The sequence below is a fragment of the Candidatus Liberibacter brunswickensis genome (genome assembly GCF_036858155.1).
Lineage (GTDB): Bacteria > Pseudomonadota > Alphaproteobacteria > Rhizobiales > Rhizobiaceae > Liberibacter > Liberibacter brunswickensis.
The window spans coordinates 90,362-108,672 of record NZ_JAAEJX010000001.1; the positions used below are offsets into that span (position 1 = coordinate 90,362).

Consider the following 18,311-nt stretch of genomic DNA (forward strand, 5'->3'; position numbering starts at 1 on the left):
TTTTTTTGAGCATTCTTTTTTAACCTTTTTTTGAAAGATTTTGTTGTGGCATGTAATCAGAAGATGTTAACTTTTTTGTGTAAAATATGGAAAATTTTTTGTGCTGTTAAAATGTCCGAAGCCAAGAAATTTATTCCTATGACCCTTATGATGTTTCTTGTATTATTTAATTTTAGTACTTTGAGACCTTTAAAAGATACTTTAGTTATCCCTAATCTGGGAGCAGAAGTGATTAGTTTTGTGAAGTTATGGTGTGTACTTCCTTCTGCTATTCTCTTTACTGTTTTGTATATGAAGTTATCTAATGTTTTAGATTCTGAGAAGATTTTTTATTCAGTAACTTGTTTCTTTGTTTCTTTTTTTGCAGTTTTTGCTTTTATCCTTTATCCTTATCGTGATTTTATTCATCCTTCTGCAAAGTCAATCTATATGATGGCAAATTCATTTCCTTATTTGAAATGGTTTATTTATTTGGCTGGCAAGTGGTCTTTTGCATTATTTTATGTTTTTGCAGAGCTTTGGGGTGCTGTGATGATTAATCTTATGTTTTGGCAATTTGCAAATAGAATTACCAAAACTGAAGAAGCAGCTCGTTTTTATGCAACTTTTGGATTGGTTGGAAATGTAGGATTGATACTTGCTGGTGGTGTTATAGTAAAGTTTTCAAGTCTTTCAAATGATCGTATGATTTTGTATTCTATGCTTACTTTAATATTTTCTAGTTGTTTACTTATGGCTATATACAGATGGATGAATGTATATGTTTTAACAGATCCTAAATATTATTCTCCTAAAAGAGGTAATATCAAGAAAAAATTACGTTTATCAGTAATGGAAAGCCTTAAGATGGCTTTTAAATCTAAGTATTTGGGATATATCGTTTTACTAGTTATTTGTTATGGGACTACTATTAATTTAGTTGAAGGTCCTTGGAAGGCGAAGATTAGGCAATTGTATCCAATGCAAAGTGATTATGCGTATTTTATGGGTCAGTTTGTACAATGGACTGGTATTGTAACTATTATATTTATGATCCTTGGTAGTAATATTTTAAAAAATTTTAGATGGTTCACTTCTGCTATACTAACTCCTTTAATGATATTGATCACAGGAGGTGGATTTTTTGTATTCTTTATATTTGAAAACAGTCTTTTGCCGATAACGAAAAACATAATTGATGTGTCTCCTATTGCATTCGCGGTTTTCTTGGGTGCGTTGCAGAATGTTTTGAGTAAGGCTACTAAATATACAATGTTTGATGCTACTAAGGAAATGGCTTTTATTCCTTTGGATGATGAGTTTAGAACCAAAGGTAAGGCTGTTGTCGATGTTATAGGGGGTAGGCTTGCTAAATCTGGTGGAGCTGTGATTCAGTTTGCTATATTTACAATCTGTCCTTTAGCAACGTTTTCTAGCATTGTACCTATTTTGACTGTTATATTTTTGTGTTTGATGTTTATTTGGATATATGTAGTAATTGGTTTAAATAAAGAGTATACCAAGATTATTAGTAATGAATAAGGTGTAATAAGATAAAAGATCCCCATTTATGGGGATCTTTAGGTATGAATTATGTATTAATCGTTATGGTATTTTGCTAATCATAACTTTTTTATTTATTACATTAAATTGTTTTTTCCTTATTTTTATTGATTTAATTTTATAAATACTTTTCTCTTTAAATATATATTTTTTTATTTAGAACCTATAGGCTTCCATCCAATCACGTAAATAATAGAAAAACTGGCAGTTACGTTTCTCGTAGAATCAGAATTTTCTTTTTCGTATATTTTGGAAGCAAGTTCGAAAAGTGATTTATGTGGAGGAATTTTGTTGCGATGTATAAGGGGATTAGACATCCCCATTTTACGTAGATCATGCATTAGATTAAACATTGATTTATAGTATACTGTATATGTTTCTTGATCTATTATAGGGGATATAAATCCTGCTTTCTGTATGAGTGTTCCTGTGCTTTTAATATCTATAAATGGAATAATGCGAGGACTAGCTCCGCCAGTTAATTTTGTTTCAGCTTTTAACAATGCTCTTCGAAGTTCAAGAAGAGTTCCAGTTCCGGGAATTGCAGCCAAAAAAACTCCTCCTGGTTTTAATATATGATTTATTTTTACAATCATTCCTAAAATATCATTTATGAGATGTAGACTCAGAGGAGATAAAATTAAATCAAAGGATTGAGAAATTGACGAAATTTCTTCAAGAGGACAACTTATGAATTCATCTTTTAAAGAAGAGAATTCTGTTGATATTTCAGCTCTAATCATACGATTAATTTTGTTTTGTTTTGTACAGGTATCTCCAACTATTCCTGTTATTCCATGTAGTTCTAAGGCATTTTCGAATCTTCTATCAATCATATTCAATCTAAAGGATATTTCTTTTGCTACTCTATCTAAAATAAAATAAGAAGAAAAACATTTTTGTCGAAAAGACCTTATGCGATTTCTATTAATTAATTTCATGTCAAAAATAATATTCATTATAGATCTTTCAATATATTTATTGGCATTATATTAAATTTTTCGTGGATCATTTATACTATTATCTTATGATATAATTTTTCTATTAAAAATTTAAATAATTAGATTAAAGATAGATATGAAAAAACTAACTATATATTTCAAGAAGATCTAAGAATATTAAATTTATACGGACTTGATAAAGAGTGATAAAATATCGTTAATTGGTAGAAGGCTATGTATGTTGTTCTTCCTTGATGTATAATCTGATATTAATTACTCGATAAAATACAACGAATGATTTTATTTTATTATGTTTTGAATTGTATAATTTATTCGTTATTAGTTTTTAAAATAGAAATAAAAGCATTTTGGGGTATATCTACTTTTCCAAAACGACGCATACGTTTCTTCCCTTCTTTTTGTTTCTCTAATAATTTTCGTTTACGTGTTATATCTCCTCCATAGCACTTTGCTGTTACATCTTTGCGGCGTGCTTTGATTGTTTCACGGGCTATAATACGGCCTCCTATTGATGCTTGAATTGCTATTTGAAACATTTGTTGTGGAATGAGATTTTTTAATTTTTCACATATTACGCGCCCACGTTTTTCGGATATAGATCGATGGACTAATATGGACAAAGCATCTATTGTCTCATTATTTACCAGGATAGTTAGTTTTACTAGATCGCTATCTCTATAGTCCATTATATTGTAATCGAAAGATGCGTATCCTTTTGAAACTGATTTGAGACGATCGTAAAAATCAAAGATGACTTCATTGAGGGGAAGTTCGTATACTAAGATTGCTCGATTACCCGTTTGACTCATGTCAGTTTGTATTCCACGTCTTTCTTGGCATATTTTAAGAATAGATCCTAGATATTCGCTTGGTGTTATGATGGTTACTTTAATCCAAGGTTCTCTTAATTCAGCAATTTTAGTTGCATCTGGCATATCAGTTGGATTGCTTATTTCTAGCATGTTGCCATCACGCATGTATAGTTGGTATATAACAGATGGAGAAGTGCCTATGAGGTCTAAGTTGAATTCTCTTTCTAATCTTTCTTGAATGATTTCTAGATGGAGTAGACCTAGAAATCCGCATCTAAAGCCAAATCCTAATGCTGTGGAATTTTCTAATTCAAAAGAAAAAGATGCATCGTTAAGTCTTAACTTATTTATAGCTGTTCTTAAATTTTCAAATTGTGTTGCATCGACGGGAAAAATTCCACAAAAAACAACAGGTTGTATTGGTTTAAGCCCTGGTAAGGCGGAAGAAGTCGGCATATTGTCGTCGGTTATGGTATCGCCAACGCGTGTATGTGATACTTCTTTGATAGAGGCTATCATTACTCCTATCTCTCCAGGATATAATGTTTCGATATCTATCATTTTAGGTGTTAAAATGCCAATTCGTTCTACTTGGTATTTTGCATTGGTTCCCATTAATCTTATTGATTGCCCTTTAGTTAGTTGCCCGTTTATAATTCTAACTAAAACCATGACGCCAAGGTAGCTATTATACCAGCTATCGATGAGTAAGGCTTTGAGTGGAGAATTAACTCCTTCTGGATTTATAGGAGATGGTAATTTTTTCACAATCTTTTCTAGAAGTAATGGTATTCCTTCTCCTGTTTTTGCTGAGATAATTAGGGCGTCTTCTGTACTAATGCCAATTGTTTCTTCAATTTGTTTTTTTACACGATCTGGATCTGCTGATGGAAGATCTGCCTTATTGAGAACTGTTATAATTTCATGATTATTCTCGATAGCTTGGTAGACATTTGCAAGAGTCTGCGCTTCTACTCCTTGACTTGCATCTACAACTAGAAGAGATCCTTCGCATGCCGAAAGAGATCTAGAAACCTCATATGTAAAATCCACGTGACCTGGAGTATCAATTAGATTTAGTTGATAATTTTGGTTGTCTTCGCTCGTATAATTGAGGCGAACTGTCTGCGCTTTAATTGTTATCCCTCTTTCACGTTCTATATCCATATTATCAAGGACTTGAGAGGACATTTCACGTTCGGTAAGTCCTTTACAATATTGAATGAATCGATCTGCAAGCGTTGATTTTCCATGGTCAATATGAGCTACTATGGAAAAATTACGTATTCTTGATAGGGGAGTGCTTTTTTTCTTCATTCTATATTTATAGCAATAGATTATCATTGTCGCAAAAGAAAAAAGTTATAGTTCTCAAATTTTATGCCAAATTCAAGTTTTGATAATTTACAAGATATTTTATGGGAAGATTATTGATATAATATCATAAACATTTTTTGGATTGGTATGTTATTCGTTGTTTTGGGTATTAAAGTAATAAAATATTCTTGACTAAAAGATATAGTTGCTGCATGTTAGTGGTTAGTTTTGTTTATTAAAAGGGTAATATGGCGATTCGCAAGGTATTTAGGTCATCCAAAGTAGATGTAAGTTCCAAGGATAATTATCGTGTTAACGATGACGTGTTATTGCATAATCCTGAGGTTATTAAACTAATAACGTCTGATGGTAAGAATGCTAATGAGGTTAGCACTTCTGAGGCTTTGAAGATGGCTAGAGAAGCTGATTTAGATTTAGTTGAGGTTGATTCTTCGGTAAATCCTCCTATATGTAAAATACTTGACTTGCAGAAGTTGAAATATACTATACAGAAGAATGCGGCAGATGCGCGTAAAAAGCAGAAGAGTACTGGAATAAAGGAAGTAAAGATTCGTCCTGTTATTAATGATCGTGATTTGCAAGTTAAAATTAAAGCTATAGATGGGTTTTTGAGAGATGGTTGTAAGGTTAAGCTTCTTGTAAAATTTCGTGGCCGTGAGATAATGCATCATGATTTAGGTATAAAAATTTTAGAAGATATAAAGAAGCATGTTGGTGATATATCTAGGATTGATTGTGAGCCTAAATTAGAAGGTCGGCAGATGATTATGATTTTATCTTCGAAGTGTATTTAGTCTATTTTATCTGTATTTGCTTGACTATTTTTCTTAATTTGTGTATTTTCGGGGGGTGTTGTAGCCGTTCGTTCTAGTGCATTTTATGTTTTTGTTTTGATGTTGAGGTGATAAATGCCTAAAATGAAGACTAATTCTTCTTCTAAGAAGCGTTTTAGTATTACTGCTAGCGGAAAAGTTAGAGCTCAGGCTGCTGGAAAGCGTCATGGGATGATAAAGAAAACGAATAAGTTTATTCGCAACGCACGTGGTGTTATGGTTTTAGCGTCGGCTGACGCAAAGAAGGTTGTAAAGAATTATCTTCCTAATGGTATTTAGTTCTTTCAAGGAAGATGTTAAGTATTTTTGAGGTGATGAGATAATGGCTCGTGTTAAAAGAGGCGTCGTTTCTAACGCTAAACATAAAAAAGTTTTGAAGCTTGCTAAAGGATTCTATGGTCGTCGCAAGAATACCATACGTGTCGCAAAGGATGCGGTAGATCGTTCTAGGCAGTATGCTTATCGTGATCGTAGGGTTAAAAAACGTGATTTTAGATCTCTATGGATTCAGCGTATTAATGCTGCTGTTCGCCAGTATGATTTAAAATATTCTGACTTTATTGGTGGATTGAAGAAGGCAGGAATTAAAATTAATCGTAAGGTCCTTTCGGAGCTTGCCATAGATCAAAAACAATATTTTGAAAAAATCGTTTATTTTTATAAAAATAGTAGCGTTGAGAAAGATGTTATTGCCTCCGATCCTGACTTGTTGCTAAAAACAGCTTAGTATTTTGGGGAAAATATTTTGTTGACGTTTTGCTTTATCGTATTAGCTTTCCATTTTTTATAATTTGGTTTATTCTCCCCATTATTGTAATTGATCTTTGATAATTTATAGTGATGTTGGATGACTAAATCTGATTGTTTTGAAAATGATATTAAGAAGTTGATGTCGTGTATTTGCGATTCTATCGAATCTGCTAATGATATGGGTTCTCTTGACTCTATTCGTGTTTCGGCATTGGGTAGGAAGGGGTCTATATCTTCTCTTTTAAGAAATCTAAAAAATTTAGATTCAGAGCAGATTCGCTCTAAAGGGTCTATCCTGAATAAATTGAAAATTGATATTTCTGATAGGATATCTTCTCGTAAGGAGATTATACGTAATCGGTTAATTTCTGAGCAGATATCGTCTCAATCTATTGATGTTTCTTTGCCGGTTTTCCCTTCTCCGTGTTATAGAGGAAGGATTCATCCTCTGACGCAAGTTATTGATGAAGTAACTTGTATTTTTAGAGATATGGGTTTCGCAGTAGAAGAGGGGTCTGATATTGAGACTGACTACTATAATTTTACCGCATTGAACTTTCCAGATGGACATCCTGCTAGGCAGATGCATGATACTTTTTTCATGCCAGGAACTGTGGAAGGTAAGAATAAATTATTGCGTACGCATACTTCTCCAGTTCAAATACGTCTTATGGAGTCTCGAGAGCTGCCGATCAAGGTTATTATTCCTGGTAAAACTTATCGTAGGGATTCCGATGCTACTCATTCTCCAATGTTTCATCAGTTAGAGGGTTTGCTGATTAGTAAATCTGCTAATATTTCGAATCTCCGTTGGGTTTTAGAATCTTTTTGTAAAGCTTTTTTTGAGGTAAATTCGGTCGAAATGATTTTTCGTCCTTCTTTCTTCCCTTTTACAGAGCCTTCTTTTGAAGTAGACATTCGGTATAGTCGTTCAGGCAATATAATAAATTTTGGTCAAGGGGATAATTGGCTTGAAATTTTAGGATGTGGTATGGTTGATCCTAGAGTTTTGCGTGGTGTCGGAATTGATCCGGATATTTATCAAGGATTTGCTTGGGGGATGGGTCTTGAGCGTATAGCGATGCTCAAATATGGTATGTCTGATGTGCGTGATTTTTTTGAATCTGATATACGATGGATTGAGCATTATGGTTTCAATCCTCTTGATATACCTCCTTTGTTTTCTAGCTCAAAATAAGGATAATTTTCTGTGAAATTTACATTGTCTTGGTTAAAAGACCATCTTGATACAGATGCTAACCTTGAAACAATATGCAATAAATTAACTTCTATTGGTCTTGAAATTGAAAAAATTGATGACCGCGTTTCTTTATATTCTTTTACGATAGTGAAAATATTATCTGTGGAGCGTGTTGATGATTCAGATAAACTTTTTATACTTCAAATAGATGCTGGTAGAGAAGAGGCCGTTCAAGTTGTTTGTGGTGCTCCTAATGTTCGTGTTGGATTATTAGGAGTATGGGCTCCTCCTAGTAGCTGTATTCCAGAAAATAACATGAAGATTAATGTTAGCAAGATTCGTGGTATAAAAAGTATAGGCATGATGTGCTCTGAGAAAGAATTGATGCTTTCTAATAATTGTGATGGTATAATGGAATTGCCTGACGATGCTCCTATAGGAGGAAAATTAATCGATTATTTGAGCCTTGATGATCCAATTATTGATATTTCGTTGCTTCCTAATCGTTCTGATTGTACTGGTGTGCGTGGTATTGCATTTGATTTGGCTGCTACTGGTTTGGGAAAATTAAAAGATCTTAATAGTCCTATCGTTTCCACATTTGGATCTATCCCATTAAAGATTAAATTGGATCTAGATGATCCAAATTTATGTCAGGGATTTGCAATGTGTTTTATTAAGGGTATATGCAATGATGTTGTTTCTCCTATTTGGATGCGTCGAAGATTAGAAGCTGCTGGATTGCGTTCCATCAATATTGTTGTTGATATCACAAATTACATTTCTTTAGATCGAGGACATCCGTCTCATGTTTTTGATGCTTCTAAATTATCTGGTGACATTACAATTCGTCGTGCTCGTAAAGGAGAAAAGATCCTCACTATTAACGATAAAGAGTATGATCTTTCTCCTGATAATGTGGTAATTGCATCAGATGATTATGTCGAATCCATCGCTGGGATTATAGGTGGAAAGCGCACTTCTTGTGATCATAATACCAAAGATATTTTACTTGAATTTGCTTTATGGGATACACTTAATATAGCTCGTTCTGGGCAGCTTTTAGGTATTAATACTGATTCTAGATATCGTTTCGAGCGTGGAGTTGATCCTCAAGGTATGATTCCTCTGATTGAGCATGCTGTATCATTAATACTTTCTTTATGTGGTGGAGTAGCTTCTGGTATTTATATCGCAAAGAATGAAGAATATAAACCGCATAAGATTGTGTTTGTAAATTCCGAAGTTAAACGACTTTCAGGTGTAGATGTCCCTGTCAAAGATAGTTTGTGTATTTTAGAAAAATTAGGTTTTTCTATTGAGGAAGAGGATGGCCAGTTCATAGTTTCTGTTCCTTCCTGGCGAAGAGATATAGAAGAAAAAGCTGATTTAGTAGAAGAAATTTTGAGAATTTATGGTGTAGATCGGATAAAAAGTGAACCTCTTTATACTTCTGTGGAGGAAAAAACAAGTTTACCGTTGCAACATACTAGAATTAGTTATGCTAAGAGAGTTCTTGCTTCTCGTGCTATGATGGAAATGATTACTTGGTCTTTTATTTCTAAAAAGAGTTCAGTCCTTTTTGGGGGAGGTAATCCTGATTTAGAGATTCTAAATTCTATTTCTACAGAAATGTCTGATATGCGTCCCTCTATATTCCCTGGTTTATTTAGTGTAGTTAGATCTAATATTGATCGCTCTATTCCAGATCTTGCGATATTTGAGGTGTCTCATATTTATGAAAATGATACGCCTGAAGGGCAGAAGTGTATGGCCGTAGGTGTTAGAAAGGGAACTGCTTGTATTGAAGGGATTGGAAGATTTTGGTTTGAAAAATCTGGTAAAAGATCTAGAAATGTAGATGTATTTGATGCTAAAGCGGATGCGTTAGCTGTAATTGAGCCTTTTGTTTCAATCGATTCTGTTCATATTGAAAAAGTCTCCCCTTCTTGGTATCATCCAGGTCGTTCTGGAATGATTAAATTAGGTAAAACAGTATTGGGATATTTTGGAGAATTTCATCCTAAAATTCTGGATTTTTTCGGGTTATCTAATCCTATCTGTGGTTTTGAGGTTTATATTGATTCTATACCAATTTCTCAGAAGAAACATACAAATACTAAGGATATGCTACATCTTCCTTCTTTGCATCCAGTTAAGCGTGATTTTTCTTTTATAGTAGATCGATCTACTCCTGTTAGTATTTTGGTTGATGTAATTAAAAATGTTGATTGTAACGTAATAGTTGATGTTAGGGTTTTTGATGTTTTTGAAGGAGAACTACTAGAAAAAGATAAAAAATCTGTTGCGATTGAGGTTTTAATTCAGCCTTTGAAAAAAGCTTTTCGTGATGATGATGTTCAGGCATTGATGGATCGTATAATAAAAAATGTTTCTAAAAGAACTAATGCGGTTTTGCGTTCTTCTTAGGTGATTTTTCTTTAATACATTTATTGGTTTTAATAATCTAAGTATTTTTTATTTAAATTATTAGTAACGCATAGTAGTGTAAAAATTACGCAATTGACTGTTGCAATTCTATACATTTACTGCATTAAATACTACGTGTTTTTTATTATATTGAATTCTGAGGTTTATCGATCCAAGCAATTTTCTTATTTGTTCATGCGTATTTAATGATGGATTTTAACATCATGTTCTATTTACTATCATTTATTATCAAATAAAAATTAGAAATTAAATTATGCAAGAAATGAGTAATAATTATATATTAAATATTCCGCATACTATATTATTTTTAAAAAATCAATAAAGATGTGAATTAATTAAATTATTTATTGTACTTTAGTTAACTTTTACTTATGCCCATTACTAGGTTTCGTAGGATGCAGGATTTACTTTGGTTTTTTCTTTGTTTTCTGTATTGAGCATTTTGGGAAGATAATATTATCTTAGTGATTATTATATAAGTTAAGGATAAATCATGAAATTAAAAAATTTTTTTTTGGGTTCGGTTGCTGTTTTGTCGATTGTTTCCTACAGCGATTCTTTTGCGTCTGTTAGTAACACTAGGTCAGTAAATAATCGTTGTGTAGGAGGTTATAGTAGATTAGAGTCTTGGTTGCCTTGTATGAAAGTAAATGGGTCTATTTCTGGAAGAGTATTCAAGCAACATGCAAAGTCAGATGATAAACAAACATTTCCTTTAAGAGGAGAGATTGAAGCATCTTCTATGCATCCTACTAAGTTAGGTCCTATTCTTGGTTCTATGAAATGGAATGTAGAGACCTCAGATATTTTGGTGATGAAATTTGCTAATACTAATCTTCGTTCTCTTGCATTTGATCTTCCATCTGTCAAGCTTTCTTTAGATGAATTATATCTAAGTATGAGAGGAATAAAGGCAGGTCATTATAAACCTTGGAAAGATGAAATTAATCATGCTTATAAGGCTATTGTGTATAATAAGTCTTATAATGGTTTAGATAAAATGACATCTCTTTCATATATAAATTCTTTTCGTCATTTAAAAGCAGGTTTGTCTGCTGATCTTTTACAGAAACAAGATAATAAACAGGGCTTTGGTATTGGTTATATGGCTGCTTATAATGTTGGTAGGATGACTTCTACGATTACCGGTGGCTATGATACAGATACTAAGAAAGTGGCTGTACGCGGTAATATTAGTTCTCATATTGGTCCTCGTGGTACTGTCGATTTTGGTGCTATTTGGGCTAATGGTGCTAATTCTTATTATGATAAGTCTAAATATTCTGTTTTTGCTGGATATAAAGTTGATGTTATACGAAATGTGACAGTTGCTGCAGGAGCACAGTATTTTTGGGATGTTGATTCATTTACGGGAGATGCAGGCAAGAATTCTTGGTCTACTGGTGTTAATGCTACCTATGATATTCAGAGGAATTTTCAAGCAGAAGCAGCCATATCTTATGAACATAATGATAAAAAAAGTGGATTTGATTTATCGCTTGGTTTGAAAAAATCTTTTTAGTAAAAAGTATTTAATTTTTTGATTTTGGCGACCATATTGAGTGTGGTCGTCAATTTCTTTTTTTTATATTGACTTTTATGGATTTTTAATAGAGTTTTCTATATTTAAAATAACGGGAAATTTAATTTTAAATAGATTTATCATTTTCTTTTAATTAGCAATTATGTTGTTTCTTGCTTATTATATTTTTATAAAGAATTAATATGTCCAAATATTTTTCTTATCTCTCAAGTAAATGGTATCAAGAAGCTAATATAGTGCTGTAATAGATTAATAAAAAATATTATAACCATTCATTAAAAGTAATTTATTTCTTTCTTTAAAATCAGGGTCAATATCTTTCTGGAAAAACCTATATCATTAATTTATTAAGTACGTATTTTTAAACTAAATAACTAGTAATTATAAAATAGTTATAAAATTTATTATTTAACTTTCACATATTATGATGTACTTTTGCAAACATTTAAAATATATTTTTTAATAGTCATTTCTATTATTGCAATTTATTATGAAGTACATTTCAAGAAATATTGTGTATTGATTAATAATAATCATATAAATAATATATTAGCATTTATATATACAATAATTTCGATAATCTATTAAATTTGTATAATAAATTTTAGTAATATAATTAATTTTTATTTTTTCAATCCTTTAGCAAGCAAAAACATTTCTACTGATTCTGTGCGAGATGCCATTGGTTTAATATGGATAACTTTTTGAAATTTTTTTTTGAGCAGACAAAGTATATCGTTGGTCGTTCCTCCTTGAAATGTTTTCACAAGAAAATCACCTCCTGGATTCAACATTTCTACAGCAAAAAATGCAGCAGCTTCACATAAACTCATAGTGCGTAAATGGTCTATTTTACGATTGCCAATAGTCGGATATGCCATGTCAGACAATACAAGATCAGGCTTTCCACCTATTGCTTGATGTATAAAATCCCAAGATTCTAAATCTAGAAAATCAGATTTAAAAAATTTAACTCCTATAATTCCTTCCATTTCTAATATATCTATAGCAGCTACACGAATATTATTATCATTAGAACCAGTTATACTTGCAGCTACTTGAGACCAACTTCCTGGAGAAGATCCAAGATCTACAACACGCCTATTTGATTTAAGTATTTTATGTTTTTCATTAATTTGGAGCAATTTATATGCAGAACGTGCACGCCAACCTTCTAATTGTGCTTTTTGCACATAAGGATCATTAATATGACGATTCAACCAATTTCGTGAAGATTCTTGACAAGAGTTATTCTTTACTTTTTGAGTTAAATGACGTCTAAAAGAATCACTTGATGATTTGACCATAAATTTCGTTTATTCCTATACTTTGTATTTCAAAGTCATTGTATTATCAAGAGATATCTTTTTAAAGATATATTTTTTATATTTTATTATAACTTTTTAAAAACAAAAAAAATAATCAAAGGAAATATATTATAATGGCATTACCCTAATATTAATATATTGACAAAAACAATAGATAGGATTTAGGTTTTTAACTAACTTATGATCATAAAAAATTATAATTTTATATATATGTTCAAAATTAAAATAGTTTAATTTTTTGTATATTGGGGAATAGTTCAATGGCAGAACTACGGACTCTGAATCCGTCAATCTTGGTTCGAATCCAAGTTCCCCAACCAAACATAAAATTAATTTAATAACTAGAAAATATTTTTTTAAAAATTTCCTTAAATTTTTTTTACTAAAGTAAGTTCATTTACAGGAAGTATAACGTAAAAATTATATTGATAATTGTACCAACAAGTAATCTACTCAATAATAAAATAATGGTGGGCATGACAAGAATCGAACTTGTTACCCCTACGATGTCAACGTAGTGTTCTACCAATGAACTACATGCCCTTTTTACAATATTGCTATATTTATCTTTTCTAAAACATATAATTAAATTTCGTCAACTTATTTATTAGTTTTATAAATAATTTTATGTGGTTAACAATCGATTTACTTCATTAACAAGATCTCGAAGGTGAAATGGCTTGGAAAGTACTTTTGCATTTTTAGGAGCATTAGAATCTGGATTTAAAGCGACGGCAGCAAAACCTGTAATAAACATTACTTTTAAATCTGGATCTAATTCAGTTGCTCTACGTGCTAATTCAATACCATCCATTTCTGGCATGACAATATCCGTTAGAAGGAGGGAGAAAGGTTCTTCTCGAACTTTATCATATGCACTAGCTCCATTATTACAGGAGATAACTTCGTAACCAGCTTTTCCTAAGGATTTTATTAAGAAACGTCGCATATCATTATCGTCTTCAGCGAGCAAAATTTTTTGATTCATCGTATAGAACTGCTATTTTAAAATACTAGTTTGATTTTTATATTGTTTAAATGACATTACTATTAATCTAAATAGTAATCTCTCAACGTAACAATTGGTTCTTCAATTGTAATAAACTATTAATACATGAATGAATATTTTATTTCTAGATATTATGTATAACGAATCTATTATCTTTAACAGTTTTGCTTTTAAATGGTAAAAAATATTATTTTTAAAATACAAATACCTTTATAATTAAGATCAAAAATAATACAATTTATAGTTAATATTTTCATCTCTATTAATCTTAGAATTTTTAAATTTTTATATGAAAATATTATTAGATGTTTATTTATATGGTTGAAATCATATAATAAAATAAAAATATTTGATTCTTGAAGATGATCATTGTATGATTTTTATTTTTGATTTATAGTGAAAAAAGTTGTTTTGTTTGTATACTTAGTGACAGGAGTTTGTGAATAATGATCAGATTTAAAATACCTCAAGTTACTTTCAATACACGTGTTAAAAAATCGTTAAAAGATGGTTCTCAATCTTTCCAATGGCAAGATGTAAGTACAAAAGATCTTTTTTCTGGAAAAAAAATATTTATTTTTGCTTTGCCAGGAGCTTTCACTCCTACTTGTTCTGACCATCAACTACCTGGATTTGAAAAGATTTATAGTGAATTGCTTTCTCACGGAATTGAAGATGTTTACTGCCTTGCTGTTAACGATGCTTTTGTTATGAATGCTTGGGGTAAGAGTTTGGATATTAAGAATGTTAAGTTATTACCTGATGGTTCTGGTGAGTTTACACGTAAAATGGGGATGCTTGTACGCAAAGACAATGTAGGATTTGGTTTTCGTTCTTGGCGCTATGGCGCTATCGTAGAAGATATGGTAGTAACAGATTGGTTTGTAGAAGAAGGATTGTCTGATAATTGTGCTACAGATCCTTATGAAATTTCTTCTCCGGAAAATGTTTTAAAATTTATTAAAGAAAATAAAAAATAATTTTCTTTATGAATTTACAATAATAAATATGACAATAAAATTAGCGCAGTAGTATTATTGTTTGTATTTTATTTTTTTGTATTGGTGATAGGTATGGTAGTTCATAGATTAACTGGCTGATATAGTATAAAAATATGATAACCGATAATGACTGAGTATAATTTTCTAAAAAATGAAATTACTATTCATAGTACCACGAATTAGTATTTTTTTGGTGCCCAGGAGAGGATTTGAACCTCTATACCTTGCGGTACAGGTACCTGAAACCTGCGCGTATACCGATTCCGCCACCTGGGCTTGATTTTTATATATAATTTTTTTTATTCTAAATTCTTTTAATTATATCTTCTAAAGAATAGTTTCTTTGCTGAATAAAATATATAAGATGTTTTGTTTCGTAGTCAACTTTATTTATTTTTGCTATAGTGATTATGAAGGATGTTTTTGTTGGATTTTGATTGATTTTTAAAGTTTTTGTTAATATTCTTAAAATAATTATTATTATGCTGATTTTTTTCGTTATTTGATAGATATCTTATTTAGATATATAAACAGGTATCTATATAATATTTTTTTGTTTTTACATATGTACATAGCAATACGTATAATAAAATCCATTATTGGAAAATTATTTTATTACCTTTATTCTGTCGTTTGTCCAATTTGTAATAGAACAATAGATAGTCGTTTTTGTTTATGTTCGTATTGTTGGTCAAAAGTTTATTTTATCACTTCTTACGATAATATCTTAGAAAATAAAAAGAATAATTTTTGTACAGATTTTTTGGACTTTTTTCAAGATAATGTGTTTTTAGATAACATACGTTCTGTAACTGTTTATTGTGATATGTCATGTGTTTTAGTTCGTCTTTTAAAGTATCATGATAGAACTGATTTAGCTATTATGATGGCTCAGTGGATGTTTTCGTTCTGGAAAAGATTTAATAATGGATTCTGACTTAATTGTTGCTATTCCATTACATTATTTTCGTCTTATACATAGACGTTACAATCAGTCAGCAGAGCTTGCACGACTTATCTCTAAATATTCAAAAAAACCATTTATCCCTGGAGTTTTAGTGCGTAATCGATTTACTAGACCACAGGTAGATTTATTTATCCTTATCTGCTAGAAAAAAGAACTTACGTAATGCTTTTAATGTCTCTAAACGTGCCTATAAATATGTTTCTGGATTAAAAATTATTTTAATAGATGATGTTTATACAACAGGTTCAACGGCAAAATATGCAGCAATTGCATTAAAAAGAGCAGGGGCTTTAAAAGTGAGTATCCTAACTTTTTCTAGATCACTAAAAAATTGATTCTTTAGTGATCTTAAAAATTATTCTAAATATTTATAATTAGTCATAAACATTTTTTATTTTGAGACCATCAATTTGTGATGCAATGTATGCAACAACTTTTATGTAGTTTTTAGAATTATTCCAAATTTTTAATTTTTCAAAATTTTCTTCTTTAGGTTGATATCCTTTACCTCTTATCCATCCATTGCCTTTTAAAAATTTTGCAGTTGATTCAATTGCATCTACCTTAGAGTTTATTAAATCTGCCCTTCCATCTTTATCTGCGTCTACTGCAAATTTATCGACATTGCTTGGGAGAAATTGAAATTGTCCAATTTCACCATGAGTTGCACCAAGGGATTTAGTGGATATAATACCCTTCTCCATTAGAGAAAGGGCTGCGTAAAACTCTCTAGTAAATAATTTAGAACGACGACAATCATAGGCAAGAGTAGCAAGGGTTGAAAATATAGGAACATTACCTAATTTTTCACCAAATTTACTTTCTAATCCCCATAAAGCCATTAAAACACCTGCAGGCACTCCGTATTTTCTTTGGATATTTAGGAGAAATTTATCATACTTTTTTTGCATTATTTTTCCATTTGCAATAATTTCCAAGTAAGATATGTTTTGAAGGTATTCTTCAAAAGTTAAAGTTGGTTCAGTAAATTGCTTTCTATCTGCTATAATGGTTTCATTTCTATATTGTATACTAGAAAATACTTCATTGACGACTTTTGAACTAATGCCTTTATTTAAAGCTTGCTCACGTGTTACTGAGATCCATTCGTTAAAATTATCAGCATTGTCTGAAGAACAAATTGCTTGGGAAATTACTGGGTAAATTGTTGCTAATAAAAGTATTAATATTGATTTTGTGTTTTTAAAATACATCACTAAACCTTTCTCCTATATATAGATAAACTAAAGGATAATTATTATCGTTTGTCTCAATCTTTTTGTATTAACAGTTCAGCAATTTGCACAGCATTTAATGCTGCTCCTTTACGGAGATTATTTGCAACAATCCATAAATTAAGTCCATTTTTAACAGTATGATCTTTTCTAATTCTTGAAACAAACACGATATCTGTATCTATGCACTCAATAGGCGTTGTATATTCATTTTTGCCTGACTTGTCTATTATTATACAACCTGGAGATTTATTAATAGCGTTTATTGCACTCTCTACAGAAATATTTTTTTCTAATTCTATATTTACAGATTCGGAATGACCGATGAATACAGGAACACGGGCAGCTGTGCAGTTAACCTTTATGTTTTTATCTAAAATTTTTTGTGTTTCTACTAAAACTTTCCACTCTTCTTTTGTAGAACCATCATCCATAAATACATCTATGTGCGGAATTATATTAAACGCAATATTTTTGGTAAAAACATGATTTTTGATTTCTTTTTGTGCTAGAACAGCTTCTGTTTGAGTGAAGAGTTCATTTATACCCTTTCTCCCAGCTCCAGAAACAGATTGATATGTCGAGACGACAACACGCTTGATTATTGCAAGATCATGCAAAGGTTTTAATACTACTACAAGCTGAATTGTTGAACAATTAGGATTTGCTATAATATTTTTACGAGACGCCAAGGATATCATCTCAGGATTAACTTCAGGCACAATGAGTGGAACATCCGAGTCATATCGCCATGCAGAAGAATTATCTATAACAATACAACCTGTAGAAGCTATCTTAGGGGACATTTGTTTAGAAAACGCATGTCCTGCTGACATAAGACAAATATTTGTACTAGAAAAGTCATAGGATTGTACATCCTGTACTTCAATCTTTTTATCCCCAAATGGAAGTTTGATACCAATTGAACGTTCGGAAGCTAATGCTACAACTTCACTAATTGGAAAACCACGCTCATATATAATATTGAGCATTTCTCTTCCAACATTTCCTGTTGCACCAACAACTGCTATTTTGAAAGTCATAATGCTATCTTCTTTTCAATAGACTGACATGTTATAATAATTTTTTTAAGTACTTTATTTTAAAATAGTATTCTAGATAATATAGTAAAGAAAAGATTTGATAAAATCAATGCCTCCGTAATAATCAGAAATTGTTTAAATTTAAAAATTTTGTATTAATAAATAACAATTGAGATTATAATAAATAATTATTAATTTATCGTTAAGTCCTTGATATTATGGCTTTTTCAATTATTCTCCGCACATTGTTTTGTTGGGTTCGGGATTAATTGAAGCAGAAATAACCTTAGAAGCAT

General features: G+C 31.0%; 16 protein-coding genes and 3 tRNA genes. 11 read left to right on the top strand and 8 right to left on the bottom strand.

Translation table 11 applies throughout. From position 1 onward, the window contains the following. Positions 1-45: 45 nt before the first annotated feature. The gene (locus GY664_RS00405; protein WP_333947491.1) at positions 46-1,521 is read left to right on the top strand and encodes an Npt1/Npt2 family nucleotide transporter; all 1,476 of its coding nucleotides are present in this window, start codon (positions 46-48) and stop codon (positions 1,519-1,521) included. Between the two features lie 173 nt (positions 1,522-1,694). Here GY664_RS00405 and GY664_RS00410 read toward each other — a convergent pair whose 3' ends face one another. Further along, a complete protein-coding gene (locus GY664_RS00410) occupies positions 1,695-2,501 on the bottom strand; it encodes a methyltransferase domain-containing protein (RefSeq protein WP_333947492.1) in 807 nt (268 codons plus the stop codon). A gap of 311 nt (positions 2,502-2,812) precedes the next feature. Then, the gene (gene lepA, locus GY664_RS00415) at positions 2,813-4,633 is read right to left on the bottom strand and encodes a translation elongation factor 4 (RefSeq protein WP_333947493.1); all 1,821 of its coding nucleotides are present in this window, start codon (positions 4,631-4,633) and stop codon (positions 2,813-2,815) included. Between the two features lie 248 nt (positions 4,634-4,881). Between lepA and infC the strand changes: the two genes are divergently transcribed. The 6 genes from infC (at position 4,882) to GY664_RS00445 (ending at position 11,411) form a co-directional block, all read left to right on the top strand. Continuing rightward, positions 4,882-5,448: a translation initiation factor IF-3 gene (gene infC / locus GY664_RS00420; RefSeq protein WP_333947494.1), complete on the top strand. Its 567-nt coding sequence runs from the start codon at positions 4,882-4,884 to the stop codon at positions 5,446-5,448. A 114-nt stretch (positions 5,449-5,562) separates the two neighbouring features. After that, a complete protein-coding gene (rpmI, locus tag GY664_RS00425; protein WP_333947495.1) occupies positions 5,563-5,766 on the top strand; it encodes a 50S ribosomal protein L35 in 204 nt (67 codons plus the stop codon). 43 nt (positions 5,767-5,809) lie between these two features. Beyond that, complete coding sequence (gene rplT, locus GY664_RS00430; protein WP_333947496.1) at positions 5,810-6,214, top strand: 50S ribosomal protein L20; 405 nt, start codon at positions 5,810-5,812, stop codon at positions 6,212-6,214. A gap of 162 nt (positions 6,215-6,376) precedes the next feature. Then, a complete protein-coding gene (gene pheS / locus GY664_RS00435; protein WP_333947507.1) occupies positions 6,377-7,435 on the top strand; it encodes a phenylalanine--tRNA ligase subunit alpha in 1,059 nt (352 codons plus the stop codon). Between the two features lie 12 nt (positions 7,436-7,447). Then, entirely contained in the window at positions 7,448-9,868 is a 2,421-nt protein-coding gene (gene pheT / locus GY664_RS00440) for a phenylalanine--tRNA ligase subunit beta (protein WP_333947497.1), read from the top strand. Between the two features lie 514 nt (positions 9,869-10,382). Then, the gene (locus GY664_RS00445; protein WP_333947498.1) at positions 10,383-11,411 is read left to right on the top strand and encodes a porin; all 1,029 of its coding nucleotides are present in this window, start codon (positions 10,383-10,385) and stop codon (positions 11,409-11,411) included. Positions 11,412-12,055: 644 nt separating this feature from the next. Here GY664_RS00445 and GY664_RS00450 read toward each other — a convergent pair. After that, positions 12,056-12,739: an RlmE family RNA methyltransferase gene (locus GY664_RS00450; RefSeq protein WP_333947499.1), complete on the bottom strand. Its 684-nt coding sequence runs from the start codon at positions 12,737-12,739 to the stop codon at positions 12,056-12,058. A 267-nt stretch (positions 12,740-13,006) separates the two neighbouring features. Between GY664_RS00450 and GY664_RS00455 the strand changes: the two genes are divergently transcribed. Beyond that, positions 13,007-13,080 (top strand) — tRNA-Gln (locus GY664_RS00455). A 148-nt stretch (positions 13,081-13,228) separates the two neighbouring features. Here GY664_RS00455 and GY664_RS00460 read toward each other — a convergent pair. Continuing rightward, a tRNA-Val gene (locus tag GY664_RS00460) sits at positions 13,229-13,303 on the bottom strand. Between the two features lie 82 nt (positions 13,304-13,385). Continuing rightward, the gene (cpdR, locus tag GY664_RS00465) at positions 13,386-13,748 is read right to left on the bottom strand and encodes a cell cycle two-component system response regulator CpdR (protein WP_333947500.1); all 363 of its coding nucleotides are present in this window, start codon (positions 13,746-13,748) and stop codon (positions 13,386-13,388) included. Positions 13,749-14,215: 467 nt separating this feature from the next. Here cpdR and GY664_RS00470 point away from each other — a divergent pair, with 467 nt between their 5' ends. Next, positions 14,216-14,749 (top strand): peroxiredoxin, encoded by a 534-nt coding sequence (locus GY664_RS00470; RefSeq protein ID WP_333947501.1) that lies wholly within the window; start codon positions 14,216-14,218, stop codon positions 14,747-14,749. Positions 14,750-14,961: 212 nt separating this feature from the next. On the opposite strand, the gene GY664_RS00475 is transcribed toward GY664_RS00470, so the two are convergent. Further along, positions 14,962-15,046: transfer RNA gene (locus GY664_RS00475), tRNA-Leu, on the bottom strand. Between the two features lie 289 nt (positions 15,047-15,335). Between GY664_RS00475 and GY664_RS00480 the strand changes: the two genes are divergently transcribed. Further along, positions 15,336-15,707 (top strand): hypothetical protein, encoded by a 372-nt coding sequence (locus tag GY664_RS00480; RefSeq protein ID WP_333947502.1) that lies wholly within the window; start codon positions 15,336-15,338, stop codon positions 15,705-15,707. After that, positions 15,697-15,882 (top strand): ComF family protein, encoded by a 186-nt coding sequence (locus tag GY664_RS00485; protein ID WP_333947503.1) that lies wholly within the window; start codon positions 15,697-15,699, stop codon positions 15,880-15,882. Before GY664_RS00480 ends, GY664_RS00485 begins: the two co-directional genes overlap by 11 nt. A gap of 229 nt (positions 15,883-16,111) precedes the next feature. Here GY664_RS00485 and GY664_RS00490 read toward each other — a convergent pair whose 3' ends face one another. Both GY664_RS00490 and GY664_RS00495 read right to left on the bottom strand, forming a co-directional pair. Continuing rightward, positions 16,112-16,951: a lytic murein transglycosylase gene (locus GY664_RS00490; protein ID WP_333947504.1), complete on the bottom strand. Its 840-nt coding sequence runs from the start codon at positions 16,949-16,951 to the stop codon at positions 16,112-16,114. 56 nt (positions 16,952-17,007) lie between these two features. Further along, entirely contained in the window at positions 17,008-18,015 is a 1,008-nt protein-coding gene (locus tag GY664_RS00495) for an aspartate-semialdehyde dehydrogenase (RefSeq protein ID WP_333947505.1), read from the bottom strand. Between the last annotated feature and the right edge of the window lie 296 nt (positions 18,016-18,311).